Below are 26,726 nucleotides of genomic sequence, written 5' to 3'. Positions count from 1 at the left end.
GGCGCGCTCGTCGCCGCCGCTGGGGGGGGTGGCGTCGGGTGGCGGGGGGCGCCGGCCCGGGCCCCCCCCCCCCCGCGCGCCCCCCCCCCCCCCCCCCCGGAGGATTTCGCGGCTGTTGGGCAGAGCAAAGGCAGCAGAGCTGGGAGATTCCGGCTGAGCAAGAGCAGGGACAACCCAGAGCAGGCTCAACAGTAGGCCACAGGGAGCAGAACAGGCAAGGCACAACTGGGATCCCGCCGAGTTTGTCTGCCGTTGAGGAAGTTGAAGCGGATCCCTGGCTCCATTTTGCATCGCCATCGTGCTGTCATTCTCAACATCACCCCTAGCAGTATCGCAAAAGAAAGGACAAAGATAAGACGGTTTTCCACAGGCTCTCTGGCCGCCCTGTTCGGGCCAGTGGAAGCGAGTCCTCGCATTTGCCCCTGCAACGATGAGGCCGACCTGCGTCTGCCAGGAGCTCCGAGCACGGGCGGGACTCCTCTACACTCAGCAGAGACGCTTGGATTGAGACCGAGTCGATTTAGATTTAGACTCAGTTTAGAATGGTGGGGCCATCTGTCCGTGATGGCGGGGGTGGGTGTTGTGGGCGATGAAAGGGGGCAAGGTGGCAGACTCTCAGAGCACGCCCAAGCAAGGGGAGACCTCTTCCGGTCGGGATCGGGCCTCGCGGCCGAAAAAAAGTAAGCCAAGCCCTTCTGCCCAGTCCGGGGATTTGGGAACCTCAGAAGCAAGAGCGCGGCCAAAACAGGCCGATAGCACTCCGCGCCGTGCGGAGCAGCAGGAGATTTTACAAGATCACCCTTCTGGCTTGAACCCGCCCAAAAATCTCTCTATACTGCAGGGAACTTTATCATTTGCTCCCGCTTCTTCATCTCTCCTTCAATCTATGCGTGCTCCCTCTTCAGGTGACTCGGATCCCATCCTTCCAGAGGCCCAAGCGGGCTGGTCAGCCAAGGACTCTGTCCCACTTGCGCGAACGGAACCGGATCCCAACACGGAGCACCATTTGGCCCTGAGGCAGCGCCAGGAATTGGAGAACCGTCTGCTCAAAGCCGAAGCCGAGGTTCAAGCTCTGCGCAGTCAACTGGCTCAGGCGGAATTGCAGTCCTGCCAGCAGCAGCAAACAGAGCTTTTGCAACGGAAGGCCCAACCCCCTGCCGATGCTGGCCTGGAAGCGGAATGTCGCGCTTTGCGCCAGAAGGTGGCCGAACAAGAAAAGGCGCTGCAGGAGCGGGAGCACCTCTTGCAACAGTTGCAGCAGGCTTTGGCGGATCAGAAAGTGCAGATCTCGGAGCAGGAAGCTCAACTGGCGGCTCGGCAACGCCTAAATGAACGGCAGCGGCAAGATATCGAGGCCCTGCAGGAGCAGATTGAGCAGCTACGCTTGGCCCACGCTCAGGAGCGCCGTCAATGGGAACAGCGCCAGCAGGAGCTGCAGGCCTCTCTGCTGGAAGCCCAGGATGTGGCGGAAAAGCGGGTGGAAATGCTGCAACGCTTTAAGGCAGAGCTTTCTCTGGCCCGCACTCAAATTGCCGAAACTCAGGCGGAGCTGAGCAGCCTGCGGGCTTTGTACAGCGACCAACAGGCAGCCTGGCAGGAGCAACGGGAACACCTCGAGGCCCGTTTGGCGGGCTATGCCGAGACGGAAGCCGAGGCCGAGCAGCGCTGGCGGGAACAACGGCAAGAGCTAGAAGCAGCCCTGGCCGAAGCCCAAGCTCAATTGGCGGCTTTGCAAGCTCAGCAGGAGCATCTGCGCCAGGGATCCCGGGAGCAGCAGCAGCTTCAACAGCAGTGGCAAGCCCAGGCCGAAGCGCTGCAAGTGGCCCTCTCCCAAGCCCAAGCAGAAGTTGCCCGTTGGCAGCAAGAGCACCGCCATCTCCAGGAACAGTATGCCCAAGCCCAGCAGCATCTCTCCGCCTTGGAGCAGCAGTTGCAAGCTGCCTTGGAGCAGTTGGCCGCCCAACCCGACTGGCAGCCACAGTTGCGCTCTGCGCAGGCAACCATTCTCCATCTGCAAGAAGAAATTGCAACCTTGTCCACGCAACTGGAGAAGCAAGCAGAGCAGATCAAAGCCCTGCAAGGGGAGCGTGCTGCCCTGTGGGAAGAAAACCGCTCTCTCCGAGAAAAATATGAGCAGCAGCAGATGCATGTGCTGAGCTTGAAGGCGGCTTTGGAGCGCAAAGGCTTGGATGTCCCACCTCGGGCCGGCGGGGTGGAGTCCAATGCCTCCGGCACACTCACGCGAACAGAGTCCCTGGGCCAGCCTCTGTCTCCAACCCCTGCTGCTAAGCCAAAGTCCACAGTTCAGCCTCTGCCGGCTCGGGCCAGCAAGCGGGCGGTCGATCTGCCGAGGTTTCTGCCCCGTCCGTGAGGGATCCCGTGTTGCAGCCTGTGCCTCCCCGCTGGCTGGAAGTGTGGGTGGATCATCCCCATTTGGGGGGTTGCTTTACCTATCGTGTGCCAGAGGGATCCGCGCCAGAAGCGGGCGACCTGCTCAGCGTACCCTTTGGTCAGCAAATGGCGGGGGCAGTGGCCTTGGGTTGGCGCTCCGAGCTGCCGGCAGGGGTGGATCCGCAGTCGGTGCGGGAGATCGAGGCGGTGGTGGCCAAAGGGATCCTGCCCAAAGAATTCTGGCCCCTGCTGCAGCGGGTGGCCGACTATTACCTCACCCCTCTGGCCCAGGTGGTGCGCACGGTATTGCCCCCCGGCTTGCTCAGCCGTTCTCAGCGGCGTGTCCGCTTGCTCAGGCTCCCTGCCGAAGGGGAGGAATGTTCGCCGGCTGCCCAAACCCTGCTGCAGCTGCTTCAGGCCAAAGGGGGAGAGCTGTCTTGGCGCTATGTGCAACAGCAGGTGCCCACTGCCGCCCTCGCCCTGCGGGAACTGCAGCGACGGGGTTGGGTGGAGAGCTTTTGGCAGGAGCAACAGGGGGGCAGGGTGAAAACCCAGCTGGCCGCCAGTCTGGCCGACGACTCCCCAGAGGGGCTGAGCCTCCCTCAGCAGAAGGCGCTGCAGATCCTCAAGCAGAAGGGGGGAGAGCTGCTGCTCGCCGAGTGGGAGCGCCTGGCAGGAGTGAGCCGAGCGGTTCTGCAGGGGTTGGCCCGCAAAGGCCGTGTCCACCTCTACGAGCGCCCACTGCTGCGGCTGGGAGATGCCAGCCTGCCGGGGTGGCGGGATCCGCCCAGGCCCTTGACGGCCGCCCAGGCCCAGGCGGTAGAGGCGATCCGGCAAGCTTTGGGCCGGTTCCAGCGGTTTTTACTGCACGGGGTCACCGGTTCTGGGAAAACGGAAGTGTACCTGCAGGTGATCGCCCAGGTGCTGCAGCAAGGACGGTCGGCGCTGGTGCTGGTGCCCGAGATCGGCCTTACCCCGCAACTGATGGATCGGTTTCGGGCGCGGCTGGGATCCCAGGTGTGGGCCTACCACAGCGGCCTCTCGGAAGGCGAGCGCTACGACACCTGGCGGCAGATGCTGTCCTCCACCCCCCAAGTGGTGATCGGCACCCGCTCGGCGGTGTTTGCCCCCTTGTCCAAGCTGGGCCTGATCGTCTTGGACGAAGAGCACGACGACAGCTTCAAGCAGGATCAGCCCCAGCCCTGCTACCACGCCCGTCAGGTGGCCGAGTGGCGGGCCGAGCTGGCCGGTTGTCCCCTGGTCCTGGGCAGTGCAACCCCAGCGGTGGAAACCTATGCCGCCCATCTGCAGGATCCGCAGCGGTGGATCCGGCTGGCCCTGCCGCAGCGCATCCCCCAAGCTGGGATCCCGGCCACCCTGCCCCAACTGGAGCTGGTGGACATGCGCCAGGAGCTCCAAGCCGGCAACCGCAGCATCCTCAGCCGCCGTCTACACCAGGCCCTGCAGCAGACGCTGGACAGAGGGGAACAGGCCATTCTCTTTGTCCCCCGCCGCGGCCACAGCACCTTCGTCTTGTGCCGGAGCTGCGGGTTTGTCCTCACCTGCGAGCATTGTGATGTTTCTCTCACCTTTCATCTGGCCCATCTCGGCGGGCAGGAACTGCGCTGCCACTACTGCGGCGCCCGCCAACCCCATCCGCAGCGCTGCCCCGCCTGTGGATCCCCCTACCTGAAGCACTTCGGCACCGGCACCCAAAAAGTGGTGGAAGTGCTGCACCAGCATTGGCCCCAGCTCTCGATTTTGCGCTACGACAGCGACGCCACCCGCCGCAAAGGATCCCATCGAGAGTTGCTGGAGCAGTTTCGCAGCGGCAAGGCCCAGGTGTTGGTGGGCACGCAAATGCTCACCAAAGGGCTGGACATACCCCAGGTAACCTTGGTGGGCGTGATGGCCGCCGATGGGCTGTTGCACCAAGCCGACTATCGCGCCGGCGAGCGCAGCTTTCAACTGCTCACCCAGGTGGCAGGGCGCTCGGGCCGGGGATCCCTGCCAGGACAGGCGATTATCCAGACCTATCTGCCGGAGCACCCGATTTTGAGGGCGGTACTGGCCCAAAATTACGAGGGCTTCTTGCAGGCAGAACTGCAACAACGGCGAGAGGGGGGCTATCCTCCCCACCGAGCTTTGATTTTGATCCGCTTGAGCAGCACCCGCCTGGAAGCCCTGGAGCGTTATTGCCATCGGGTGGCCGAACGCCTACAGGGGATCCCGGCAGAGGTGTTGGGGCCGGGGCCAGCTCAGGTGGAGCGGGTTGCCGGACGCTACCGCTGGCAGATCCTGCTGAAGCAACTGCCCGACCAAGATTGGGATCGCCCGAAGCTGGCTGCCCAGATTCAGGCCGCCATTGGCCATCTCCCCCAAGGGATCCGCGTCAGCATAGATGTGGATCCCCTGCGGATTCTCTAGGAACAGTTGACCCGGCGCGCGGCAAGCCCGCCGATCCCGCGAGATCTTAAGGTAGTCTGGTTTCGGGGCCACCCGTATCCAACTCAACTCTGGCAAAGCATGGCTGAAAACCGGACTGGCGCGTTTATTGGTGGGCTGTTGCTGGGAACTGCTGTGGGCACCGCCATTGGCCTGCTCTTGGCTCCCCGCAGCGGACGGGAGACGCGGCGACTGCTGAAGAAATCGGCAGAGGCCCTGCCAGAGGTGGCAGAAGATGTGACCAGCAGTCTGCAATATCAATCGGAAAAGTTGTTCGACGCTGCCCAACGCAGTTTGGATGAGGCTCTGCTGCGGCTGCAGCAGGCAGTGGCGGTGGGCAAAGAAGCCATGTTGCAGAAGCGAAGGGAGCTGCTCCAAGCCCAGAACTCGCGTCCCTTTGGCGGGGAAGAAGCTGACCTAGAAGCTCGGGATGGGGAGGAGGCGGCGGGATGAACGACCCGGTCTTTTGGCTCGGCCTCTCGGTAGGCCTGGTGGCAGTGGGCATTTTGGCGGTGATCCTGACCCTACTACCTGCCGTCATTCAACTGGGTCGAGCCGCTCAAAGTGTAGAACGCTTTTTCGATACCCTGCTGCGGGAATTGCCGCCCACACTGGAAGCCCTGCGCCTGACCAGCCTGGAAGTGAGCGAGATTGCTGACAGCCTCGACGAAGGGGTGAAAGGGGCCGGGCAGGTGGTGAAGCAGGTCAACCGCTCCATCGAAGGAGCACGCACCCAAGCCCGTGGCGCCCAGGTCAATATCCGCAGCCTTTGGGCAGGGGTACGGGCAGCTTGGCAGACGCTGTCCGGCGAAGTGCCCCCCCCTGCTGGCGCGATTCATAACCCGCGGCTGCGCCCATCCGACCCGTCCAACCGTGCTTTCCCCGTCGCTTCCTCAACCATTCCCCTGGGGGATGTTCGCCCTTTTGCCGACAGATCCACGCCAGAGGGATCCCAGCCCGATGCCCAATCTTCCCGACCGGATCCTGCCAATTCTTAGGCGCTCCTCAGGATTCTCTGAAAGACGGGCGTGGGGGGCTGGGGTTCTTGCCCAGGGGGAAGCTGACCCCAGGTAGCATCCGGATCCCAGCGCAGTTGCGTGATGTCGGTGAGGGAGAACCCCAGTTGCTGCAGGATCTTGAGGCTGAGAGCGGGAATGAGGGGCGAGAGCAGCACTGCCACCCAGCGCACGCTTTCCAGAACGGCATAGAGGATCTGGGCCACCCGTTCCCCCTGCCCTTGTTTGTGCAGCGTCCAAGGGGCCTGCTCATCTAGGTATTTGTTGCTGGCCTGGGCCAAGCTGAGGGCCTTGCGGGCGGCAGAGCCGGGATCCATCCCCTCGTAGGCCGCGGCCACCAGAGGGGCAAGGGTCTCGGCCAAGGTTTTGAGAGGGTGGTCAGCCGGGATCCCAACTGCGGGAATGCGGTAGTCCGGTTGATATTTCTTGAGCATGGTGAGGGTGCGGTTGAGCAGATTGCCCAGATCGTTGGCCAGATCGGCGTTGAGCACGTCAATAAAGCGGCCCTCGCTAAAATCGCCATCCTTGCCCAGCTCGATTTCCGTCAGAAAGTAGTAGCGCACGGCATCGGCGCCGTATTGCTGCACCAGCTCAAAGGGATCCACCGTGTTCCCCAAGCTTTTGCTCATCTTGAGGCCATCTTTGGTGAGAAAGCCGTGGCCAAAGATTTGTTTGGGCAGAGGCAGACCGGCCGACATGAGCATAGCCGGCCAGTAGATGGCATGAAAGCGGACAATATCCTTGCCCACCAGGTGGACATCCGCAGGCCAGTAGCGGCGTAGGGCATTTGCCAAGGTGGGCTCGTCGTCAGGATCCAAAGCAGCACTGATGTAGTTGATGAGGGCATCAAACCAAACATAAAGGGTTTGGCCGGGATCTGCCGGGAAGGGGATCCCCCAGGAGACACTAGGGCGAGAGATGGAAAAGTCCCGCAGGCCCTGCTTGACAAAGTTAATCACCTCATTGCGGCGGCTTTCTGGTTGGATAAACTCCGGCTGCTCGGCATAGAGGGCTTCCAGCTTTTCCTGGTAGCGGGAGAGGCGAAAAAAGTAGTTTTCTTCATCTTTCCACTCCACTTTCTTGGTGGGGTGCAGAGGGCAAAACCCACCTTCTAGCAGCTCCGCCTCGTCTTTAAACTCTTCGCAGGCAACGCAGTACCACCCCTGCTGCCGCCCAACGAAAATATCCCCCTGATCCCAAACCCGCTGAAAAAACTCCCGCACAATGGCTTTGTGGCGAGGGTTGGTGGTGCGGATAAAGCGGTCGTAGCGGATGTCTAGCAACTGCCAAAGCTGGGCAAACTGAGCCGCAATCTCGTCACAGTGCTGCTGAGGGGGAATGCCGCGCTCTTCGGCGGTGCGCTGGATCTTCTGGCCGTGCTCGTCAGTTCCCGTCACCATCAGCACATCCTTGCCCCGCAGGCGGTGGTAACGGGCGATGGCATCCGCCACCAGGGTGGTGTAGGCGCTGCCAATATGGGGGGCAGCGTTGACGTAGTAGATGGGGGTGGTGATGACAAAGGTGGAATCCGGCATGAGCATCCGCAAGGCTTTCTCTCATGATAGAGGTTGCCGGAAAGTCCAAAAGGCTAAGCCAGAGCGTGGGTGGGGAGAGGCTCATTCGATGAAACTTCAGGTTAACCTTCCGGGGTGGAGCAGGGTAGCCTTGGGAGCAGGGATCCTGGGCGCCGGAGCGGCTCTGGCCCAGCCCTTGCCGGAAACCCGCATCCCCTGTGAGATCTTCATTGCCGGGGGCGGGCTGGGGGGGGTGGCGGCAGCCTATGACGCGCTGCAACTGGGCCGGCAGGTGTGCATGACGGAGATCACCGATTGGATCGGGGGGCAGGTGAGCGCCCAGGGAGTCTCCGCTTTGGACGAGCGACCCCTGCAACGAGAAAATGACATCTTCCCCAAAGGCTACAGCGAGTTTCGCCGGCGGGTACGGGAAAAATACGGCGGGGATCCCAATCCGGGCAAATGCTGGGTGAGCGTGCTCTGCTTTTCCCCTCAGGTGGGCCACCAGGTGATTCGGGAGATGTTGGATCCCTATCTGCAGTCGGGGCAGTTGCGGCTGTTCACCGAGACGGTAGTGAAGGATTTGGAGATCAAAGACTCTCAGATCCGCAGTGTGCAGGCCATTCGCAACATCCCCAAACACGCCGGCGTCCAGCCAGAGAATCGAGGGGATCTCTCCAGCTACTTTCTCGATTTTTATCGTCTAGAACCCACCGAGGACTGGGACAAGGAGATCCTGCGCTTTGAGCCGCCGCCAGAACGCCAAGACAAAACCCTGCCCTGGGTGGTGATCGACGCTACTGAAACCGGCGAGCTGCTGCCCTTGGCGCGAGTGCCCTACCGCCTGGGAACTGATGGCCAAAGCCGCTGGGAACCCAGCTCCAAGCCCTACGTGGATCCCTACTGTACCCAGGGCTTCACCTACACCTTTGTCATGGAGCGCTTCCCCGTGCCGCAGGTGCCGGTCAAGCCGGAGTTCTACAACGATCCCCTGCACGGCCCCTACTACAGTTACGAACACCCTCGCTTCAACTTTGCGCTGATCTTCACCTACCGCCGCATCCGGGGGCAGGTGTTCGGCTTTGGGGAAGAGGCCATTCGGGTGGGGGATCAGTCAATGCAAAACTGGACCTGGGGCAACGACTGGCGCATCACCGGCCCGGAGATGAACCTCATCCTTACCCACGAGCAACTGCAGGCCTCAGGCCAACTGCAGCCGGGCGGCTGGATGGGGGGCTTGCGGGTGGAAGCCCTGCGGCGGGGCGAGCAACATGCCAAGGGCTTTTTCTACTGGCTGGTGGCGGGAAGGACAGATTTTCTCCTGCAGCAGGAGGATCCCAATTTCCAAAGGGACTACTACCTGCGCTACGGCTATTTGCAAGGGGCCAATAGCCCGATGGGAACCGCCAGCGGCCTTTCCAAATATCCCTACATCCGCGAGTCACGGCGCATCATCGGTCGCCCCAGTGGGGCCTACCCGCAGGGATTTACCATCTACGAGTCGGATATCACCACGCGGGAATCGGAGTTGAATCGTGGTCGCCCCTTTATCTTCTACGACTCAGTGGGGGTGGGCCAGTACCCCATCGACTTTCACGACTGCCTGCTGCCGGATTTTTCGCTGCCTCCCAGCAACAATAAAGACTCGCAAGCGCCCAGCTACCCCTACCAGATTCCCCTGCGGGCGCTGATCCCCCAGCGCATCGACAATCTGCTAGCCGGCAACAAAAATATCGCCACCAGTCGCATTGCCAGTGCCTCCTACCGGGTGCATCCGGTGGAATGGGCCATTGGCACCGCCGCCGGCCACGCGGCCCACTTTGCCCTAGAACGGGATCTGATCCCGGCGGCGATCGTGGAGGAGCCGCTTTTGGATTTGCGGCTGTTGCCGGCTCTCCAGGCCCAAATTCAAAGCTTGGGCAATCCCATTCAATTCCCCGGCACCACCATCACTGCCACCGATTGGGCCCAATCCCGCTAGCCTAGAAAGGCAGGGTTGGGAGTTGACCGGTGGATCCCGTTGGGGTTGGACTTGTGGGCTGGGAGATGCTTCGCCCCTCTTTATGGGCCGCCACGGCTCTGTGGGGCTTAGGGCTAATGTGGGGGTTTTCGCCGCTGCATCAAAAGCTGCAGGAGAGCTGGGAAAAGCAATTGCTATGGGATCCCAGTGGAGCTTTGGCTTCCTTGCTGAGCACCCTTCCCTTTTTGCTGGCAGCAGGCTTGGTGGTAGCCCTGACGGAGATCTCCTTGGGCAAAAGCTGGGCCGTCTCCTGCGGCCTGATCGCCTGCGTCGGCGGAGGCCTCTATGAACTGGGCCGGCGGGACAATGCCAGGTAACTCAAGCGCTCCGTGTTGTTAACGCAACTACCCCCAGTCTCCTCCCCTAGGGAGCGGATAAGCAACGCCAAGTTAGAGCGGCTTCAAGCGATGACCCCCCTCCAAGAAGCAGCAGAAGCAGCGGCCAAGCTGCTGGTATTCCGGGACATCTGCACCCACCCCCTAGCCCTAGCCTGGCAGGAGCTAATCCAGCAGTTGATGAGTGGGGATCCCCTGCCGTGCTGGAGGGCCTACGGGCGCTGGTTTGAGCAGTTGGCCCGGCAGGGCCTGAGCTGGCGGGAGTGGCTGATCCGGGAGATTGGCTGGGCAGATAACCCCTTTTCCCGCGCGGCGCTGCGATCCCAAGAGATCCCAGGGCCTCTGATGCAGGCGGCCCGCCACGATCTCCGCTGTCTGCAAACCTTGGCGGATAGTCAGGAGACCATTGCCGAGCAAATGCAGGCGCTGGGTCTGGGGATCCCCTGGCCGGATGAAAACAACAGCAGCTTCGGCTGGGATCCCCGCCCTTTTGCCGATTGGGGCCTGAGCCTGGAGGACTTGATTGCCCACTATCGCCGAGAAGGGGTGGGAATCTGTGCTCGCTACTGGGCCTTTCGCTGGGGGCCAGCAGGGCTAGAAGGGATCCCTGCTCCCGATCTGCCTGACTGGGAGGAGATTTACAGCTACGAACGGCAGAAACGGCAGTTGGCGGCCAACACCGAAGCGCTGCTGCGGGGGGATCCGGCTTTGCATGTGTTGCTCTACGGGGCGCGGGGCACCGGCAAGTCTTCTCTGGTGAAGGCGTTGTTGCGCCGCTACGGCCTGCAGGGGCTGCGCCTATTGGAGCTGAGGCGAACAGACTTGATTCAGTTGCCGGAAATTTTGGCAGAGCTGCGGGCGCAGGTGTTGCCTTTCATCTTGTTTGTGGACGATCTCTCCTTTGAGGCAGAGGAAACCGAGTTCAAGCAGCTCAAGGTGCTCCTGGAGGGGGATCTCGTTGCGCCGCCCCCCAACGTGCGCCTTTATGCCACCAGCAACCGCCGCCATCTCATCCGCGAGTTTTTTGGCGACCGTCCCAATCCCCGAGATCAAGAAGTCCACGCCTGGGATACCGTACAGGAAAAGCTGTCGCTGCGGGATCGCTTCGGCCTCACCCTCACCTTCACCCCCTTCACCCAGGGAGATTACCTGGCAACCGTAGAACACTTGGCCCAGCGGCTGGGTTTCACCCAATCTCTGGATGCCCTGCGCCGCCAGGCCTTAATCTGGGCCCAACAGCAAAACGGCTTTTCCGGTCGCACTGCCCGTCAGTTTTTGGATGCAGTTCGGGCAGGGCTGGTGAAGGACAGCGATGGACTATAGAAGCGATAGAAGCCATGGTCGCATCAGCGTTGGGTAGCAACCTCGATCCGGCCAATCTGGATCAGACGGAAGCAAGCCGCAGCTTGGCCCGCCTGGGGATCGATGTGGGGGGCACCTTTACTGATCTGGTGCTCTTGCAGGATGGCCAGATGCAGACGGCGAAGGTGCTGTCTACCCCCAGCCCTGAGGAGGGGGTCTTTGCGGCGCTGGACAAGCTGGGGGTGCTCTGGGTTGACCTCTTCTGTCATGGCATGACGGTAGCCACCAACGCGCTGCTGGAGCGCAAGGGATCCCCCACCCTGTTTTTGACCACGGCGGGCTTCCGGGATGTGCTGTCCATTGCCCGTCAAAACCGCCCCTCTCTGTATGACCTGACGCAGCCCAAGCCGGAGCCAGTGGTGCCCCGCCACCACTGCCTGGAGGTGAAGGAGCGCTGCAGCGCGGGCGGAGTGTTGGAGCCGCTCACCGATGCCGAAATCCGGCGGGTGGTGCAGGAGGTGGGGGAACGGGTGCAGCGGGATGGGATCCGCGCTATTGGGGTGGGGTTTTTGTTTTCTTTTCTCTACCCGGAGCACGAACAGCGGCTGGGAATGGCCTTGCGACAGGCTTTCCCGGAGCTACATCTTTCCCTGTCTTGCGAGGTGGCGCCGGAGTTCCGAGAATACGAGCGCTTCAGCACCACCGCCATCGATGCCTACCTCAGCCCGGCATTGGCGGGCTACCTGCACCGCTTGGCCCAAGGATGTCGGGAGCGAGGGATCCCCCAGCCCTTGATCATGCAGTCTTCCGGCGGGGTGACCTCCATTGCTCAGGCGGCAGCTCATGCTTCGCTGGCTTTGCTCTCGGGGCCGGCAGGCGGGGTTTATGGGGCGGCCTATCTGGGTCGCCTGAGTGGCTACCCCCACTTGCTCAGCTTCGACATGGGGGGAACCAGCACGGATGTGGCCTTGATCCAAGATGGGATCCCCCAGGTTACTCCCGCAGCGGTGGTGTGCGGCTTGCCCGTGCAACAGCCCCAAATTGACATCCACACCGTCAGTGCCGGCGGCGGATCCCTGGCCCATTTGCTGCCCGGCGGTGGGCTCCAGGTGGGGCCAGAGAGTGCCGGATCCAACCCTGGGCCGGCCTGCTACGGTCGGGGGGGAAGGGCTCCGACGGTTACCGATGCCAACCTCTGGCTGGGGTACCTGCCGGATGGCGGGCGGCTGGGCGACTCGGTGCAGCTACGGCGGGGGCTGGCGGAACAGGCTATTGCCACGCTGGCGGATCCCTTGGGCTTGAGCTTGCAGGAAACTGCCGTTGGCATTCGCACCTTGGCGAATGTCGCCATGTCGCGGGCCTTGCGGGTGATCAGCGTGGAGCGGGGTTTGGATCCCGCCGATTTTGCCCTGTTGGCCTTCGGCGGAGCCGGGCCCATGCATGCCTGTGCTTTGGCAGAAGAGCTGGGCATCCGCACGATCTTGATCCCGGCTGCCTGTGGGGTGCTCTCGGCGCTGGGAATGGCTTTGGCAGATCTGCGGCGAGACTATCGGCGGGCCATCCTCCAACCTCTGCGGCAGCTCACGTCCGCTTCAGGGGGATCCCTGCTGGCCCAATGGGCAGAACCCCTGATCCGCCAGGCGAGAGCCGATCTGCAGGAGCCGGCGTTGCACTTCAGCTTGGACTTGCGCTATCGCGGCCAGTCTTTTGAGTTGGGGATCCCAGTGCGGTTGTCGGATCCGATTGCTCATCTGGAACAGCAGTTTCACCAGGCCCACCAACAACGCTATGGATGGCAAGATTCAGCCCAGCCGGTGGAGGCAATTCAGTTGCGTCTACAGGCGGTGCAGGCCCTACCCACCGTGCCTTTGACCGCACCCCCCCCCTTGCCAGGGGATCCCCTCAAGGGTCGGCGAGAGGCATGGTTTGGGGGCAGGATGCGCCTGGTGCCGGTTTACGATCGGCAGCGCATGGATGTGGGGTTTCAACTGCGCGGGCCGGCAATTGTCGAGATGCCGGAGGCAACGGCGGTGATCGAAGCCGGTTGGACAGGTGTCATTGACGAAGTGGGAACCCTAATCTTGAGCTGTGTTCGCGATAGCGGGACAAAGTCCTGGTGAGTCCATCCGCAAGCAGAGCGTCATGGTCATTTCGATTCAAACTAGGATACTGTGCCCACACCCAAAACGTTGCTCGCGTCGGCGTTGCGGAGCAATAATGCAGGGGGCCAGAAGCTCACCCTAACCTGAAACGACCCTAACCGAGCTTGTTTTGAGGGGGAGAGGCAGGTGCTCCAGATCACCTTGACGAATACCTTCACGATTTTTGCGTCCAGATAGGGTGTTGTCTGTTTTCGTTTGTCAGGGTCTAGATAGATGGACTGGCCTCTGCAGCCCTTGCCCTGACTGGATTTTCGCGATTTCCCTCAAGGGCGGACGATGGGACTCGAACCCACGAATGGAGGATCCACAATCCTCTGCCTTAACCGCTTGGCTACGCCCGCCGCGATTCCGGCTATCTAGCTTAGCATGGGAAAAACGGGACTGAACCACAGAGGTCGAAGCACCCCAAATGCTACCCAGAGCCGATTTGTTGCAAGGGGCAGAGTATCGAGAAACCTTGGCACGGGTCTTGGATTTGGGAGAGCAAGCCCTCAAGACCTGGCAAGTGGTCTGGAGCGACTTCCTTTCCCCACCCGAAATAGCGGAGGTGCAAGCTCGGCTGCGCAACTTGACCGAACTACAAGTGTGGGCCTGGGGAGGGTACCCCCAAGCAGAACGCCAACGCATAGCCCTGGCCCGCTCTGAGGTGGGTCTGGATGTCCGGGATCCCAAGCCCGACCCAGAAGGGATCCCATTGGCCGCCATTCAGATTCAGGGCAACTTTCTGTTCGACCCGGCCACCCACCGCGATTTTCTGGGAGCCCTTTTGGGAGCCGGCATCGCCCGCGAGAAAGTGGGAGACATCCTTGTGTTGGGAGACTCAGGCGCCCAGGCCATCGTTGTGCCCGAAATGGTGGACTACCTCGCCCTAAACCTGACGCAGGTGCGCACAGTGCCTGTCAAAGTAGGCCGGATCCCCCTGAGCCAGTTGAACATTCAGCCCCCCCGCGTCAAATCCATCACCAGCATAGAAGCCTCTTTGCGCTTGGATGCGGTAGCCTCAGCCGGGTTTGGCATCTCCCGCAGCAAGATGGTGGAAGAAATCCAACGGGGGGAAGTGCGGGTCAACTGGAAGCCCATTACCCAAGCCAGCTACACCGTTGGCCCTCAGGATTGGATTGCCATTCGCGGTCGTGGTCGGCTGCAAATCGAAGAGGTAGCCGAAACAAAAAAAGGCCGCTTTCGGGTGCAAATGAGGCGGTATCTCTAGATTTTTTCCTGTCTGAGTTTGGGGAGATCGTTACCTCCAGGAAAATGCTCTAGAAAAAAGAGAAAAAGGCCCAAGGGTAAAGCAAATACTCCAAGTAAAACAACTTCCAGATCAGTTGATAATAGCCAACAATCGCCTCCCGACGGCTGAGATCCAGATGGACACCATAGCCCAAGAGGATCCCCAGCCCCAACACATGGCTCACCAACAGCCAGAGGCCGTTGCCCGCAAGGAGAAAAGAGATCCCCACCCCGATAAATCCCAGATAGCACAAGGCCAAAATGCCGATACAAAACCTTGAGATCCGCCCTGGCCCAAAGCGCAGCGAGAAGGTGGCAATGGCAAACTGGCGATCCCCCTCCATGTCGGGAATATCTTTGAAAAGGGCGATCACCAGCCCAAAAATCGACATAAACCCCGTCAGCCAAACAATCGCAGCCGAAAGCTCGACCCTTCCCTGCATCACCTGCTGAAAATGGCTGTAAAGGCCCAAATTGACGATCAAGCCGCGCACGCTGTAGATGCAAGCCGAGGCTGCCAGCGGAAAACGCTTCAACCGCAAGGGGGGCAGCGAATAGGCCGTGCCGATCCCATTGCTCAAAAGCACCGTCAGCAGCAGGTAGGGGATCCCGGCCATGGCCAGCAGGACGGACGCCACCCCACAACCCACGACGATCCCCACCCCCTGTCGCCAACCCAGGGATCCAGCAGCTAAGGGCAAATGGGGTTTGTTGATGCGGTCGATTTCAACATCCGTCAGTTGATTCAAGCCGACGATGTAGACATTGGCCGCCAAACAGGCTGCCCAAGCCCAGACCAGGTGGGGTAGTGCGGAGAGAACCGGTTGCAGGGATCCGGCAGCCACAAACCCCGCCAACAGGTAGAGGCCCACCACGCTGGCGCTGGTGCCGTAGACGGTGTGGGGTCGAGCAAAACGCCAGAGAACTTGTGGGCGCAACATCAAAAAAGCTAGGGAGAGTCTTCCAGGAGAGAAGCTAGGGCTGCCCAGCGGGGATCCGCCGTTGGTGCTGTAGCTTCCACCGCAATGCCCGGACAATCGGGACGGCAGGGCAACTGGCGGGGCATCTCCAAATGCAGGTGCTGGTACATCCAGTCTTCGACATCCAGCTCACCATTGGGGGGCAGGCTCTCCAGCAGATCTTCTTCGTCTTGCAATTCCAGCTCCAAGGGGAGAGGTTCGGGATCCCGAATCAAAATGATCTCCTCAACTTCCAGGTGCAGCCGGTGGTTGAACTGCTGTAGGCAGCGGTGGCAGGTGAGGGTGACAATGGTACGAGCTTCAGCACTCACTTCGAGAAAATGGCCCCGATGGCTGACTTCCAGGGATCCCTCCACAGGGGTCAAACTCTCAAAGCCCGAAAAAAACTGCCTAAACTGCAATTCTTGGGTTTGATCCGGCATCTGCCGCAGATCCGATAGACGAATTGGCCTCAGCATGGCACCCCCCTTCACGCGTTTTGGATAGCCGGGATCCCTGTCGTCACCGTAGCAAGAGGGCCAACTTGTTCCCAGCCCTCTGCCCACTCTCAAGATGGGGAAGCTGCCCGACGGATAACCAAGCGCCGGTCAGGCTCTTTGCCACGGCTGAAAGTTTCCAGATCGGCATAGGCAGGGTCATTCAAGAGAGTATGAATTTGCCGACGCTCGGCAGCCGAGAGATCGGGAAACTCGTATTCCCGACCAGTGGCCCTCACCTTTTCCACAGCAGCGGCAACCAAAACCTTCAGCTCCTGCAAACGCCGCTGCCGATAGCCGTCCAAATCCAAAATGTAGGGCTGCTGCTGGTCTTCCGGCTGGTTCAGGTTGAGAAGGGTGTTGGCCAGGTACTGCAACGCATCCAGCACCACGGGGGAGCGATCCTCCTCTTGAGGGGAATCTCTGGAAGATGGAGAGGGCAAGGGGGGGGCTTTCGCCAACAGCAGCTGCTTCTGAGCTGGGGTCAAAGAGTCTGCCTCAATTTCCAGCACCTCCCCCACCACCCGCACCGCCGCTGGGATCCCCATAGCCGCCAGCACCTGCTGTAACCACTGCCTGGCTCGCTCTTGATTGGCCGCAAAGGTGGACTTGTTTGGCGAAGGGGCAACGGTTCCCTCAGATTTCTTAGCAGCAGATCCCGTAGAAGACTTAGGACGGCTCATCCTAGGCAGCTTCCAACTTTGAAGAGGTATCAACACTCCACCACAAGTCCACCCCAACAGCGAGGATCCCCTAGGGCTCAAAGGGCAAGGATTCGCGTCCCTCCTTGGCTGCTCTGGGCTTGGTCGATTTTTCCACTTCCTTGGCCTCCACCGTGATCGCCTGGGCAGCCCGACGGCGCTCCTCTTCCACCAATTGCTGCAAGTTCTCCGGCAACGGCTCCCGCGAGAGCAGGAAAGTCTGCACCGTTTGGAAGATATTAGAGACAAGGATGTAGAGCAAAACCCCTGCCGGCAGAGGGAAGAACAGGAACATCGCCGAGAACAGCACAGGGGTGATCCGAGCCATGGAACTTTGGCTGGGATCCTCTTTGCCGGTATCCTGTCCGGCATTGGTTAGGTACTGGTTCAGGTAAATGGACACCCCAAAGATGACGATCATGGCGATGATATCCCAGTGGATGGTGCCATCCTCGTCGAAGGCTCCCACACGGCCCAACTTGTCGATGAACAGAAAGCCAGTCTCAGAGGCCAAACCGGGAATAGACACCTGCACGGTCACATCCCCCGGCTGCAGAGCCAGCAAGGTGCCATCCGGCTTGATCTGGGCACGATCTTCTCCTTTGGTGATCTTCCAGGTGGGCTGTAACAGATTGGGATCCCCACCCGCTTCGGCCACCAACTGCTCAAAAGGCTTGCCCCCCGGCCCTTGAAGCAGAAATTGCACCTCCTCCCCAACGGCAACCTTGGTGCCTTTGGGTTCCACCAGCACCACCGGCTTGTGAAGAGAGTCGGTGACAAAAATGTTCTTGCTGGGGCTGACGTAGGGGGCGGGCACCACCTCAGCCGCCATTTCCGCCGGCAGGATCTGCAAGTTGACATCGTAGGTCACCGCTGCAAAGGGGGAGCCCCGCAGGGTGGCAAACAGGGCAAACAGCACTGGCATTTGAATGAGCAGTGGCAGGCAGCCCCCCAAGGGATTGGCCCCCAGCTCGCTGTAAAGCTTGGCCTGGGCTTCCCGAAGCTTCTGCGGGTCGTCTCGGTATTTCTCCTGGAGTTCTCGCATCCGCCGCTGCATCACCGGGCTGATCACCTTCATGCGCCGCATGTTGCGGATGGATCCCACATTGAGCGGGTAGAGGGCAAAGCGGATCACCAACGTCAGGAAGATAATGGCCAGTCCATAGCTGGGCACGATCCCATAGAAAAAATCCAGGATCGGCAGCATGACGTTGTTGGAGAGAAATCCGACTCCGAAGTCCATGAGGGGCGCTGGCAAATGTCCGTAACCATTGTAATGGCTTCCGTTCGGTTGACGAGGGCGTTTTCAGGGTTTGTCCCCTGGATCCGTCAGATAGACCTGAGAAAGGCGAGCAATTGAGCAAAATCAAGCCCGCTCCACTGAACAGGGATCCCAAGGCCCAACAAGAACCCCCCGCCGGCAGTTGCCTAGCAGTCCTTTTTTCCCCTATGATGAGAAACGCTTGATCCTCGGTAGCTCAGCGGTAGAGCGGTCGGCTGTTAACCGATTGGTCGCAAGTTCGAATCTTGCCCGGGGAGTATGTCTGAGCCAATCAAGGAAGCCGGATCCGGAACCCTATCCTTCCAGGCGGCTCTGGGCCTGCTGAGGGAAAGGGGGAGAGAAAACCCAGTCTCCCATCTCGTCGAGGAAGATGCGACGCTAAGCCAGACGTGGAGAAAATAATGTGAAGCAATGTGAAGGCGGCTAAGGGTTTCGTCCCGCCTGTTCCCGGCGAAGTGTCAAGAGTCTCTGTCCTTTGGGGCAAGGAGTATGTCAAAATACAATCTGGCTGTCTATCTCCCAATCCGAGAGTACTTGCTGTGATCGACCTGTCGCGGATCCCTGCCCAACCCAAGCCCGGCCTGCTCAACATCTTGATTGAGATTCCCGGCGGCAGCAAAAACAAGTATGAGTTCGACAAAGACATGGCAGCGATGGCGCTGGATCGGGTGCTCTATTCCTCGGTGCAGTACCCTTACGACTACGGCTTTGTGCCCAATACGCTGGCCGGGGATGGGGATCCCTTGGATGGCTTGGTGATCATGGATCAGCCCACTTTCCCAGGGTGTGTGGTCACGGTGCGACCCTTGGGCATGTTGCAGATGATCGACGGCGGGGATCCCGATGAGAAGCTGCTGTGTGTGCCTGCTAAGGATCCCCGCTATGCTTCGGTGACCAAGCTGGAAGACATCGCCCAGCACCGCCTGGATGAGATCGCGGAGTTTTTCGCCACCTACAAGCGCCTGGAAAAGAAAGAAACCCAGATCTTGGGCTGGAAAGGCTTGGCCGAAACCGAGGCGATTATTGCCAGCAGCATCGCAGCTTGCAAACAACCCAAATAGGTATTTTCAAGAGATACGAACAGAAAGAGCTTCCTGGCGATGTTGCAACAGTCGCTCCAGGGTGAGGGGCCCTTCGATGTGTTGCCAAGGCAAGGGATCCGCTGGATCCCAGTGGCTGTGCACGTAGTAGTCTAGGGGCGGCAGTTGCCCTTTAAGCTCTTTGAAAGCCCGCCGGTAGCTCCCCAAAGATTCGCCAAAGTCCCGCGCCAACTGCAAGACCTTTCCCACCCGCCGATCCCCTCGCGAGATGAGGGCTTGGATCACCGACCAGCTATAGCTTTCCGGGCGCAACTCCACCCCCAGGGGACGCAGATGTTTCTGGAAAAACTGCAGTTTTTTCTCGGCTTTGGGATCCACCCCGTGCCACTGAAAAGGGGTGTGGGCTTTGGGCACAAAGGTGCTGCAACCCAGCGTCAGGCGCAGGCCGGGAGCCGCTTTTTTGAGCTCTTGGAAAAGATCCACTGTGGCCTCCAAATCCGCCTGGGTTTCCGCCGGGATCCCCACCATGCCGTAGAACTTAATGCCCTTCAGACCTCCAGCCTGGGCGTGGGCTGCTGCTGCCAAGATTTCCGGGTTGCTTAACTTCTTGTTGATGATCTGGCGCAGTTGTTCTGAGCCACTTTCGATGGCCACCGTAATGGACTGGCTGCCCCGGCAGGAGAGCACCTGCGCAAGACGTGGAGTTACGGTAGCCGTGCGCACCGAGGCCAAACTGAGACGCACCTGCTCGAAGCGATCCTGGGCCAAGTGCTCCAGCAACTGCTCGAATTGCGGGTGTTGGGTTACCGAAGCCCCCAGCAACCCAATCCGCTGGGTAACCTGCAGCCCCCGCTCCACCGCCGGGATCAAATGCCCCTCCACATCCGCCACCCGGAAGGGCAACGTTAGGTAGCTGGCCAGGCAAAACCGACACATCTCCGGGCAACTGCGCACCACCTCCACCATGTAGATGCTCTCCCAAGCCGCTTTGGGGGTGACTACTGTGGAAACCGAGAGGGTGTTGCCGCGGAAGGTGTGTTTGCGAATGGAGCTAGGGATCCCGGCCACTTTGGGGAGCACCTTCTCCACCGGGCCGTCGGGCTCCCGGTATTGGGGTTCATACAAGCCGGGCACATAGATCCCTGGCACCTGCGCTAGCGCCTGCAATTTCTCAGCCCGGGATCCCTGGCGCACCTGCCGATAGATCTCAATCATCTTCTCCAGAAGACCTTCCCCATCCCCCAGCAAGATCAGGTCAAAAAACTCGGCAAAGGGCTCAGGGTTGGCTGTCAGTACCGGGCCGCCGCCAAAGACCAAGGGGTGGGCTTCTTCCCGCTCCTCAGATCTGGGAGGGATCCCGTGCCGTTCCAGCAGAGCCAGGATATGGACATAATCCAGCTCCCAGGATAGGGAAAAGCCGAACAGCTCCGGCTCCCGGGGCAGGGGTTCAGCCAGATCCGTAAAGAGGCGGGAGACGGCCACATCTCGGCGGCTGGCCAGCAGACTCCAGATGACTTGATAGCCCAGGCTGGTGATCCCCACTGCGTAGGTGTTGGGGAAGGCGTAGATTACCCGCACTGCGTCGGGGTCAGGCGTGGCCGGGGCAAAGAGCAACTGCTCCAGGGCAAACTCTGAACTAGCCAAGGGATCCCGCTGTGTTGGATTGAGGTTTGGGTTCTGGCTCGGAAGAGTTTTGATTTGCCTGCCGAACTTTTTTGGCTCCTGCATGCTAACAAAAGCTAGCATCTTTCACCAATGCAGATTGCCGGAACAGGGCAGTTCTGCCCAAGCAGGCAGGAAAACCCCACATGCGCCATTGCGGTCTCGGTGCAACCGCGATCCCCTGCAGCAAAACTCATTCCAAAGCCCAGACTTCCGGCAGAAGCCGCCCTCTACGAGCAAAGTGTACGGGCAAAGTGAGGGTAGAGCGTATAAGCGTATATCATTACCCCTTCGGCTGGGCAATGTCGAACTCGGCGTCGTAGTCGAAGTCCTCGTCCTCGTCAGCCCAGTCTTCCTCCAGCCTCTCGTCTCCCGCCAGCTCCTCTTCCTCCAAGCGGCGCTTTTCTTCGTATTCCTCATCCTCTAGGCCCAGAGCAGCCCGTTCGGCCCGCCGCCGGAAGCGCTCCAGTGCCGCCGGAGTGATGAAGGGATAGGGCAGCCCTTGGGCTTGGGCTTCCTCCAGCGCTGCGCGGTAGCTCTCCACTTCCTTGATGTCGATTTTCCAACCGGTGAGGCGGGCTGCCAGGCGCACATTTTGCCCCTCTTTGCCAATGGCCAAACTGAGCTGGTCGCTGTTGACCAACACATGGGCCTGCTGGATTTCCGGATCCACTAGCCGCACCTCCACCACCTTGGCCGGGCTGAGGGCGTTGGCAATGTAGGTGGCAGGATCCGGCGACCAGCGGATGACATCGATTTTCTCGTTGCGCAGCTCTGCTACCACCGCCTGAATCCGGGATCCCCTCGCGCCAATACAGGCCCCCACTGGATCCACGTCCCGCTCCACCGTATCGACCGCAATCTTGGTACGTGGCCCCACATTTCGGGAAGGGGGGTTGGCCTCCCGCGCCACTGCCACAATCCGCACGATATCCTCTTCAATTTCTGGCACCTCGTTGGCAAACAGGTTCACCACCAAGCCAGCATCGGCCCGGGAAACCAAAAGCTGTGGCCCCCGCCGGGATCCCTCATAGACTTTCTTGAGATAGACCTTCATCACCGCGTTGGGAGTGTAGCGATCGCTGGCCAGCTGTTCCTTCTTGGGCAGTTCTGCTTCCACCTCAGGTTGTCCGAAACCGCTGGATACCGACATGATCACCGTCTGCCGCTCGGTGCGCAGCACCCGTGCCTGCAGTACGGTTTTTTCCAGATCGCGGAACTCTTCCTGAATCAGACGGCGCTGCTGATCCCGTAACTTTTGCGCCAGCACCTGCTTGGTTTGGATGGCCGCCATGCGGCCAAATTCCGCCTGTTGTGGGGTGACATCATCTGTGACTTCCCAGCCTACTTCGGCTTCTGGGTAATCCTGCTGCACGTCGTACAGAGAGATCTCGTGATCCGGATCCTGTACCTGCTCAACGATGGCTTTGGTGGCCAAAACGCGAAAGCCTCCTGCCTCCACATCCAACTCCACATCGAAATTGCGGAAGTGGTCTTCTGCAAAGACCACATCTCGCTGGATGGTTTTGCGGTAGCGTTCGTAGCCCTTGAGCAGCGCCTCTCGCAGGGCATCGGTGACCACATGGCGGGGCAAGTTGCGCTCCCGCGAGATCATCTCCACCATTTCCGCCAAACCCGGCAGAGGCACCATCGCCATAACCACTGTCCTCCTGCACAAACTTCGTGAAACTTGCTGTTGCTATTGCTCCACAGCGGGAACTGAACCCGCATCTCTGATGCGAAGGGAGGGCCGCACCACCTGCGGTCAAACGCTCTCTCTATCTCCGGTCTCCTAGTCAGTTTCCGATGAGAGGGCAACCCGCTGCACCGAAGCGCGGGGCAACTGAACTCGCCGCCCCTTGAGGGATAAGGCAACCCTCTCCTCATCCCGACCCAGCAGGTGTCCTGACCAGACGGCTTTGCCCTTGTAGGGTGGATCCAAGGTCACCTCCACCGCAAACCCTTTGAAAACCACAAAGTCGCGATCGCTGGTGAGAAGGTTGCTGATGCCAGGGCTGGACACCTCCAACACATACTGGCCTGGGATCAGATCCACCCGATCCAGCTCGACTTCTAAGGCTTGGCTCATGGCTTCGCAATCGGCATGGCTGGTTTCTCGGTCGGGATCCAGTGGGCGGATATCCACCCGCAGAACTGGCGGATGCTGGTTGGTGTGGAAAACCATCTGCACCAACTGGTATCCCAGTTGAGCGGCCAAGGGACGGGCCAAGCTCTCCAACTGTGGAATAAGAGGGTGAACCATAACCTACTCGTCACCAACCGGGTGTTGCCGCCAGATCCAAACCCCTTTGAGCCGGAGCTGGCAAAGGGGACAGTAAGCCCCCTCAAAAAGCAAAGAAGTGGGTACCACCCACTCCCCGTTGCTATCGCGGAGCTCCTTGAGGCTCGCCCAGAATCAGTACAGACTTCGAGCGCATCCCCCCTACCTCCTAATTTAGAAGATCTCCTCCGGTTTTGTCATGGGGATCCCCAAAAGCCAACATCTATAATGTGGACAACTGCGGATTTGCCCAGATATCCAGCCGCGTTTTGTGGGGTTTCCTATGACTGTTGCCTTTTCTTACCCGATCTTCGGCCCCAGCATTCAGTGCCCCCACTGTCGGCAAACGATTGCGGCCCTCACCCTGACCGATACCTACCTCTGCCCTCGCCACGGTGCGTTTGAGGCGGATGCTGAACAAGAGGAGCTGGTACACCTGCAATCCGGACGGCGCTGGCGCTTTTGGGAAGGTCGCTGGTTTCGTCAGCACACCCACGCCGATGGGATCCGTTTTGAGATTCATGAAGAGTTGGATCGGCTGCGCATGCAAGGGATGCGAGCCACTCAGGTGATCGTGGCCGAGCGCTACCGCCAGCTGCTCACCCCTTATCTGGAGCAGGGATCCCACCGTCGCCCCGGCCCACCTCGCCTCTATGGTTTGCCCGTCAGCTTCAGCTCCCAAATCCCAGAGGATAGGGGTGGATCCCCTCAGCGCTGGCGGGTGATCAACTTTGAGCTGACCTACGAGATCGACCCGGCCATGCGGCAGCCGCAATCCCGTCTGCAACTGTGTGATTAGACTGTGTGATTAGAAAGGCGAACAGGTAGAGAGCTGTTGGAAAATTGGTGGCTGCTCAAGTCTTCTAGAACTGGAAGTTTCCTTCCGCGGCGGGAAGCGCTATGCCTTGATAGGTGTAGCCAATGAATCTCGGCTGGTCAGGCATATAAAACCGCTCCAGTTGCTCAAACCGAAACCCCGCTTCTCGGATCAACCGGGCCATATCTCGGTTGAGGTTGCAGCCATCTGCAATCACTTTTTGGAGGGGGTTGAGACGATTTTGCCATCTTTGCACCTGGGGATCCTCGCTGAGGCCGTGTTCGAGAAAAAACAGCTTTCCCCCTGCTCGCAACACCCGCCGGATTTCCCCTAAAGCCTTGGCCACATTAGGAATGCTGCACAATGTCCAGGTGCTGACCACGCTATCAAAACTCTGGCTTGGAAAAGGCAGTTCCTGGGCATCCGCCACCTGCCAATCAACGGCGATGGGAGAAGATGCAATGCGCCGACGAGCCAGGGATCCCATGCCGGGATTGGGATCTACCCCTGTGATCTTTCGAATGTGCTCTGGGTAGCAGGATAGGTTGAGGCCGGTGCCAAAACCAATCTCCGGAACGGATCCCTGCACATGGGCCAGAAGCTGCCGCCGATAGCGCTCTATCCGTTCTCCCGAGAGGGCCAGATCCAACAGTTGCGGGAAGATCACTCGGCGATAGAGGTTCATGCAACCATTCCCAGATATTCAGGCATTCATCTTTGAGCAGCTTAAACAGTCTGGGCAGGTTGCGGTTGAGCGGTCACCTTCAGGGAGTGGAGGGCATAGCAGGCCAGCAACCAATTGAGCAGGCGGGCCACCACGCGAGCAGTTTGCCGTGTTGCGGATCCCACCGCCACCCCTCCCAGCGAAAGGCCAACCACAGGACGAGCAGCAAAGATGGCCTCACAGGTCTGCAACAGTTGCGGCCAACTCACCCCCCCTGGCTCTGGGTGATGCACCGCGGGCGCCAAGGAAGGATCCAACACACTGCAGTCCACCACCAAAAACACCGGTTGATCCGGCAAAGAGGCCACCACCTGCTGGGGATCCCAGCCATCTTGGGCCCAGAATATTGGGCTGTGGTGGGCTTTCAGCCATGCGTAGGCCCGCGCACTGCCGCTGCGCAACCCCACATGGATCACCGGCAGCATGTGCTGATAGAGCAACTCCACCCAGGCAGCACTGCCATAGCTTGTATCTTGATCCGGCTGGGTCATCTCTGGGGGCGGCATCAGGTTGGCATGAGCGCTGCAATGCACCACACTCAGAGTTGGGTAGTGCTTCCAGAGGGCACGAATGGCCCCCCAACTGGCAGCCAAGACCGAAGGCAACAGCACCGGCCATTGTTGTCGTCTCCAAGCTTGAGTCACCGCCGCCTCACACATGCCGTAGGGAGGCTCATCCACCAGCCCCGGCAACTGCGCCACCGCCAGCTTATCCACATCGATCCCCAACCTCGGCTCGAAGGCACACAGCTCTGAACCGGCGTTGAGAATGGCCATTGGAGCCTGAGTGTCGTGGCCAAAGGCGGTGGGGATGAGAATGACCCTGGCATTGGATTGCGAGCTGGGATGGAGTGACCACTGAGCCATGGGCGCTATTCCTTTTCCAGAAAGCTGTGGGTCTCCGGCTTGTTCTATGGTGGCCTACAGGGCGCCCAGGGATCTGTCTGAGGGCCAGCCAGTCTGCTACGAAAGATTACAGTTCCCAGGCGGAACTGGGGCCAAAAATCGAGTCAGTGGTAGATTCAAAGTGCTTCGCGCCGCAAACCGCGGTTTGGACAAGGCAAACCACCGCAAACCACAACGAGTTGAGAAAGGTAGACTATGGCTGTGATGGAAGGCGATCCTCGTCAGGGAGCAAAGCTGCCTCTATTTGGGGGATCCACCGGGGGGCTGTTGAGCGCAGCCGAAACCGAAGAAAAATACGTCATCACCTGGACGGGCAAGCCGGGGCAGGTGTTTGAAATGCCCACCGGCGGCGCTGCTGAGATGGTGGAAGGCAAAAACTTTCTCACCTTTGCCCGCAAAGAGCAGTGTTTGGCGCTGGGTGCCCAGTTGAGATCCGACTACAAGATCAACGACTACCAGATCTTCCGCATTCCCGCGGGGGGGGAGCCTGTGTTGGTGCATCCCAAAGACGGCGTCTTTCCCGAGAAGGTCAACGAAGGCCGCGAGCCCATCGGCAAAGTGGATCGCAACATCGGCAAAAACAAGGAGCCGATTACCTACAAGTTCACCGGCGGGAAACCCTGGGATTGAACTCCCCACAGCTTCGCTCCCTACTGGGTTTCAGGATCCCCTAGCAAGGTTGGGGGATCTTTTGCTTGCCTGTTTTCGACAAAAAAGCTCCAGCCCACCTTGAGCTGAAGCTACGCCCGGAAGCGCTGGGGATCTCCTATATGTAGCCAGGGATCCCAGGGGCCAACCTACTTGGCAATCGCCGCGAAGAACTCCTTGGATTTCACCGGGTCGGGATTCATGGTTTTCTGGCCGGGCTGCCAGTTGGCCGGGCAAACTTCGTCGGGGTGAGATTGCACGTATTGGATGGCTTGCAGGGTGCGCAAGGTTTCATCCACACTACGGCCAAAGGCCAGGTTGTTAATGGTGGCGTGCTGGATGATCCCTTCTTTGTCGATGATGAACAGGCCGCGCAGCGCCACACCCGCTTCCGGATCCAGAACATTGTAGGCAGCGCTGATCTCCTTTTTCAGGTCAGAGACCAGAGGATACCTCAGCTCACCCACCCCTCCAGCCTTGCGGTCGGTCTGGATCCAGGCCAGGTGAGAGTATTCGCTATCCACTGAAACACCCAGGATCTCGGTATCCAGCTTGGCAAAGTCGTCATAGCGGTCGCTGAAGGCCGTGATCTCCGTTGGGCAGACAAAGGTGAAGTCCAAGGGGTAGAAAAACAACACCACATACTTCTTACCCCTGTAGTCGGAGAGCTTCACCGTCTTGAATTCCATGTCATAGACGGCGGTGGCGGAAAAATCGGGAGCAGCTTGGCCAACCCGCAGACATCCTTCCTGAGACATCAATCCACGCTCCTTGCGGTAAAGTGCAAACGTAAAC

At 59.9% G+C, this 26,726-nt stretch carries 23 protein-coding genes, 2 tRNA genes and 1 pseudogene; 13 read left to right on the top strand and 13 right to left on the bottom strand.

Annotated features, from left to right (window positions below; translation table 11 throughout):
* Nucleotides 1-297: pseudogene (locus NW870_RS03215) on the bottom strand (hypothetical protein); the annotation flags it as partial.
* 589 nt (nt 298-886) lie between these two features.
* Here NW870_RS03215 and NW870_RS03210 point away from each other — a divergent pair.
* The 4 genes from NW870_RS03210 (at nt 887) to NW870_RS03195 (ending at nt 5,834) form a co-directional block, all read left to right on the top strand.
* Nucleotides 887-2,371, top strand: coding sequence for a hypothetical protein (locus NW870_RS03210; protein ID WP_414373872.1), 1,485 nt, complete (start codon nt 887-889; stop codon nt 2,369-2,371).
* An 8-nt stretch (nt 2,372-2,379) separates the two neighbouring features.
* Nucleotides 2,380-4,818, top strand: coding sequence for a primosomal protein N' (priA, locus tag NW870_RS03205; protein ID WP_414373871.1), 2,439 nt, complete (start codon nt 2,380-2,382; stop codon nt 4,816-4,818).
* Nucleotides 4,819-4,917: 99 nt separating this feature from the next.
* Entirely contained in the window at nt 4,918-5,289 is a 372-nt protein-coding gene (locus tag NW870_RS03200; RefSeq protein WP_011433806.1) for a YtxH domain-containing protein, read from the top strand.
* On the top strand, nt 5,286-5,834 hold the full coding sequence (locus tag NW870_RS03195; RefSeq protein WP_414373870.1) for a hypothetical protein: 549 nt from the start codon (nt 5,286-5,288) through the stop codon (nt 5,832-5,834). The genes NW870_RS03200 and NW870_RS03195 overlap by 4 nt, the downstream gene beginning before the upstream one ends.
* Here the strand turns inward: NW870_RS03195 and metG are convergent.
* Nucleotides 5,831-7,387, bottom strand: a complete 1,557-nt coding sequence (metG, locus tag NW870_RS03190; protein WP_414373868.1) for a methionine--tRNA ligase — start codon at nt 7,385-7,387, stop codon at nt 5,831-5,833. The two genes, NW870_RS03195 and metG, sit on opposite strands and share 4 nt — an antisense overlap.
* An 88-nt stretch (nt 7,388-7,475) precedes the next feature.
* Between metG and NW870_RS03185 the strand changes: the two genes are divergently transcribed.
* The 4 genes from NW870_RS03185 (at nt 7,476) to NW870_RS03170 (ending at nt 13,143) form a co-directional block, all read left to right on the top strand.
* On the top strand, nt 7,476-9,347 hold the full coding sequence (locus tag NW870_RS03185; RefSeq protein ID WP_414373866.1) for an FAD-dependent oxidoreductase: 1,872 nt from the start codon (nt 7,476-7,478) through the stop codon (nt 9,345-9,347).
* A 65-nt stretch (nt 9,348-9,412) separates the two neighbouring features.
* A complete protein-coding gene (locus NW870_RS03180; protein ID WP_011433810.1) occupies nt 9,413-9,703 on the top strand; it encodes a hypothetical protein in 291 nt (96 codons plus the stop codon).
* A gap of 90 nt (nt 9,704-9,793) precedes the next feature.
* Nucleotides 9,794-11,044 (top strand): ATP-binding protein, encoded by a 1,251-nt coding sequence (locus tag NW870_RS03175; protein ID WP_414373865.1) that lies wholly within the window; start codon nt 9,794-9,796, stop codon nt 11,042-11,044.
* A gap of 14 nt (nt 11,045-11,058) precedes the next feature.
* Nucleotides 11,059-13,143, top strand: a complete 2,085-nt coding sequence (locus NW870_RS03170) for a hydantoinase/oxoprolinase family protein (protein WP_414373863.1) — start codon at nt 11,059-11,061, stop codon at nt 13,141-13,143.
* Between the two features lie 310 nt (nt 13,144-13,453).
* Here the strand turns inward: NW870_RS03170 and NW870_RS03165 are convergent.
* Nucleotides 13,454-13,526: transfer RNA gene (locus NW870_RS03165), tRNA-His, on the bottom strand.
* 68 nt (nt 13,527-13,594) lie between these two features.
* On the opposite strand from NW870_RS03165, the gene NW870_RS03160 reads away from it, so the two are divergent.
* Nucleotides 13,595-14,395: a photosystem II S4 domain protein gene (locus NW870_RS03160; protein WP_414373862.1), complete on the top strand. Its 801-nt coding sequence runs from the start codon at nt 13,595-13,597 to the stop codon at nt 14,393-14,395.
* A gap of 49 nt (nt 14,396-14,444) precedes the next feature.
* Here NW870_RS03160 and NW870_RS03155 read toward each other — a convergent pair whose 3' ends face one another.
* The 4 genes from NW870_RS03155 to yidC all read right to left on the bottom strand — a co-directional run bounded on the left by NW870_RS03155 (nt 14,445) and on the right by yidC (nt 17,815).
* Entirely contained in the window at nt 14,445-15,356 is a 912-nt protein-coding gene (locus tag NW870_RS03155; RefSeq protein ID WP_414373860.1) for a homogentisate phytyltransferase, read from the bottom strand.
* Between the two features lie 8 nt (nt 15,357-15,364).
* Complete coding sequence (locus NW870_RS03150) at nt 15,365-15,853, bottom strand: YceD family protein (RefSeq protein ID WP_011433815.1); 489 nt, start codon at nt 15,851-15,853, stop codon at nt 15,365-15,367.
* A gap of 89 nt (nt 15,854-15,942) precedes the next feature.
* Nucleotides 15,943-16,554 carry a protein jag gene (locus NW870_RS03145; protein ID WP_414373859.1) on the bottom strand — a complete coding sequence of 204 codons (612 nt, stop codon included), beginning with the start codon at nt 16,552-16,554 and terminating at the stop codon, nt 15,943-15,945.
* A gap of 70 nt (nt 16,555-16,624) precedes the next feature.
* A complete protein-coding gene (gene yidC, locus NW870_RS03140; protein WP_011433818.1) occupies nt 16,625-17,815 on the bottom strand; it encodes a membrane protein insertase YidC in 1,191 nt (396 codons plus the stop codon).
* Nucleotides 17,816-18,039: 224 nt separating this feature from the next.
* Here yidC and NW870_RS03135 point away from each other — a divergent pair.
* A tRNA-Asn gene (locus NW870_RS03135) sits at nt 18,040-18,111 on the top strand.
* Nucleotides 18,112-18,396: 285 nt separating this feature from the next.
* The gene (locus NW870_RS03130; RefSeq protein WP_414357478.1) at nt 18,397-18,915 is read left to right on the top strand and encodes an inorganic diphosphatase; all 519 of its coding nucleotides are present in this window, start codon (nt 18,397-18,399) and stop codon (nt 18,913-18,915) included.
* A gap of 6 nt (nt 18,916-18,921) precedes the next feature.
* On the opposite strand, the gene NW870_RS03125 is transcribed toward NW870_RS03130, so the two are convergent.
* The 3 genes from NW870_RS03125 to rimP form a co-directional block, all read right to left on the bottom strand.
* Nucleotides 18,922-20,538, bottom strand: a complete 1,617-nt coding sequence (locus NW870_RS03125) for a B12-binding domain-containing radical SAM protein (protein WP_414357476.1) — start codon at nt 20,536-20,538, stop codon at nt 18,922-18,924.
* Nucleotides 20,539-20,839: 301 nt separating this feature from the next.
* On the bottom strand, nt 20,840-22,213 hold the full coding sequence (gene nusA, locus NW870_RS03120) for a transcription termination factor NusA (RefSeq protein ID WP_414373857.1): 1,374 nt from the start codon (nt 22,211-22,213) through the stop codon (nt 20,840-20,842).
* Between the two features lie 135 nt (nt 22,214-22,348).
* Nucleotides 22,349-22,819 (bottom strand): ribosome maturation factor RimP, encoded by a 471-nt coding sequence (rimP, locus tag NW870_RS03115; RefSeq protein WP_011433822.1) that lies wholly within the window; start codon nt 22,817-22,819, stop codon nt 22,349-22,351.
* Nucleotides 22,820-23,120: 301 nt separating this feature from the next.
* Between rimP and NW870_RS03110 the strand changes: the two genes are divergently transcribed.
* Complete coding sequence (locus NW870_RS03110) at nt 23,121-23,636, top strand: TIGR02652 family protein (protein WP_011433824.1); 516 nt, start codon at nt 23,121-23,123, stop codon at nt 23,634-23,636.
* Between the two features lie 64 nt (nt 23,637-23,700).
* On the opposite strand, the gene NW870_RS03105 is transcribed toward NW870_RS03110, so the two are convergent.
* Both NW870_RS03105 and NW870_RS03100 read right to left on the bottom strand, forming a co-directional pair.
* Entirely contained in the window at nt 23,701-24,339 is a 639-nt protein-coding gene (locus NW870_RS03105) for a class I SAM-dependent methyltransferase (protein ID WP_414373855.1), read from the bottom strand.
* Nucleotides 24,340-24,380: 41 nt separating this feature from the next.
* A complete protein-coding gene (locus NW870_RS03100; RefSeq protein ID WP_414373853.1) occupies nt 24,381-25,244 on the bottom strand; it encodes an arginase family protein in 864 nt (287 codons plus the stop codon).
* Nucleotides 25,245-25,478: 234 nt separating this feature from the next.
* On the opposite strand from NW870_RS03100, the gene NW870_RS03095 reads away from it, so the two are divergent.
* On the top strand, nt 25,479-25,913 hold the full coding sequence (locus tag NW870_RS03095; RefSeq protein ID WP_414342164.1) for a photosystem I reaction center subunit II PsaD: 435 nt from the start codon (nt 25,479-25,481) through the stop codon (nt 25,911-25,913).
* A 167-nt stretch (nt 25,914-26,080) separates the two neighbouring features.
* Here the strand turns inward: NW870_RS03095 and NW870_RS03090 are convergent, their stop codons facing one another.
* Nucleotides 26,081-26,689, bottom strand: a complete 609-nt coding sequence (locus NW870_RS03090; protein WP_414357471.1) for a peroxiredoxin — start codon at nt 26,687-26,689, stop codon at nt 26,081-26,083.
* Nucleotides 26,690-26,726 lie beyond the last annotated feature (37 nt).

The organism is Synechococcus sp. R50.1, assembly GCF_047462115.1.
Lineage (GTDB): Bacteria > Cyanobacteriota > Cyanobacteriia > Thermostichales > Thermostichaceae > Thermostichus.
The sequence above is the reverse complement of the archived record's forward strand: the minus strand, read 5'-3'. Positions and strand labels throughout refer to the sequence as shown.

What these genes read in the sequence shown, in the direction of transcription:
- yidC (WP_011433818.1), bottom strand. Translation starts at nt 17,815, where the DNA reads ATGGACTTCGGAGTCGGATTTCTCTCCAACAACGTCATGCTGCCGATC.
- NW870_RS03095 (WP_414342164.1), top strand. Translation starts at nt 25,479, where the DNA reads ATGGCTGTGATGGAAGGCGATCCTCGTCAGGGAGCAAAGCTGCCTCTA.
- NW870_RS03185 (WP_414373866.1), top strand. Translation starts at nt 7,476, where the DNA reads ATGAAACTTCAGGTTAACCTTCCGGGGTGGAGCAGGGTAGCCTTGGGA.
- NW870_RS03155 (WP_414373860.1), bottom strand. Translation starts at nt 15,356, where the DNA reads ATGTTGCGCCCACAAGTTCTCTGGCGTTTTGCTCGACCCCACACCGTC.
- NW870_RS03210 (WP_414373872.1), top strand. Translation starts at nt 887, where the DNA reads ATGCGTGCTCCCTCTTCAGGTGACTCGGATCCCATCCTTCCAGAGGCC.
- metG (WP_414373868.1), bottom strand. Translation starts at nt 7,387, where the DNA reads ATGCCGGATTCCACCTTTGTCATCACCACCCCCATCTACTACGTCAAC.
- NW870_RS03180 (WP_011433810.1), top strand. Translation starts at nt 9,413, where the DNA reads ATGCTTCGCCCCTCTTTATGGGCCGCCACGGCTCTGTGGGGCTTAGGG.
- NW870_RS03150 (WP_011433815.1), bottom strand. Translation starts at nt 15,853, where the DNA reads ATGCTGAGGCCAATTCGTCTATCGGATCTGCGGCAGATGCCGGATCAA.
- NW870_RS03170 (WP_414373863.1), top strand. Translation starts at nt 11,059, where the DNA reads ATGGTCGCATCAGCGTTGGGTAGCAACCTCGATCCGGCCAATCTGGAT.
- NW870_RS03110 (WP_011433824.1), top strand. Translation starts at nt 23,121, where the DNA reads ATGACTGTTGCCTTTTCTTACCCGATCTTCGGCCCCAGCATTCAGTGC.
- NW870_RS03090 (WP_414357471.1), bottom strand. Translation starts at nt 26,689, where the DNA reads ATGTCTCAGGAAGGATGTCTGCGGGTTGGCCAAGCTGCTCCCGATTTT.
- NW870_RS03100 (WP_414373853.1), bottom strand. Translation starts at nt 25,244, where the DNA reads ATGGCTCAGTGGTCACTCCATCCCAGCTCGCAATCCAATGCCAGGGTC.
- NW870_RS03195 (WP_414373870.1), top strand. Translation starts at nt 5,286, where the DNA reads ATGAACGACCCGGTCTTTTGGCTCGGCCTCTCGGTAGGCCTGGTGGCA.
- nusA (WP_414373857.1), bottom strand. Translation starts at nt 22,213, where the DNA reads ATGGCGATGGTGCCTCTGCCGGGTTTGGCGGAAATGGTGGAGATGATC.
- NW870_RS03105 (WP_414373855.1), bottom strand. Translation starts at nt 24,339, where the DNA reads ATGAACCTCTATCGCCGAGTGATCTTCCCGCAACTGTTGGATCTGGCC.
- NW870_RS03200 (WP_011433806.1), top strand. Translation starts at nt 4,918, where the DNA reads ATGGCTGAAAACCGGACTGGCGCGTTTATTGGTGGGCTGTTGCTGGGA.
- NW870_RS03145 (WP_414373859.1), bottom strand. Translation starts at nt 16,554, where the DNA reads ATGAGCCGTCCTAAGTCTTCTACGGGATCTGCTGCTAAGAAATCTGAG.
- NW870_RS03160 (WP_414373862.1), top strand. Translation starts at nt 13,595, where the DNA reads ATGCTACCCAGAGCCGATTTGTTGCAAGGGGCAGAGTATCGAGAAACC.
- rimP (WP_011433822.1), bottom strand. Translation starts at nt 22,819, where the DNA reads ATGGTTCACCCTCTTATTCCACAGTTGGAGAGCTTGGCCCGTCCCTTG.
- NW870_RS03175 (WP_414373865.1), top strand. Translation starts at nt 9,794, where the DNA reads ATGACCCCCCTCCAAGAAGCAGCAGAAGCAGCGGCCAAGCTGCTGGTA.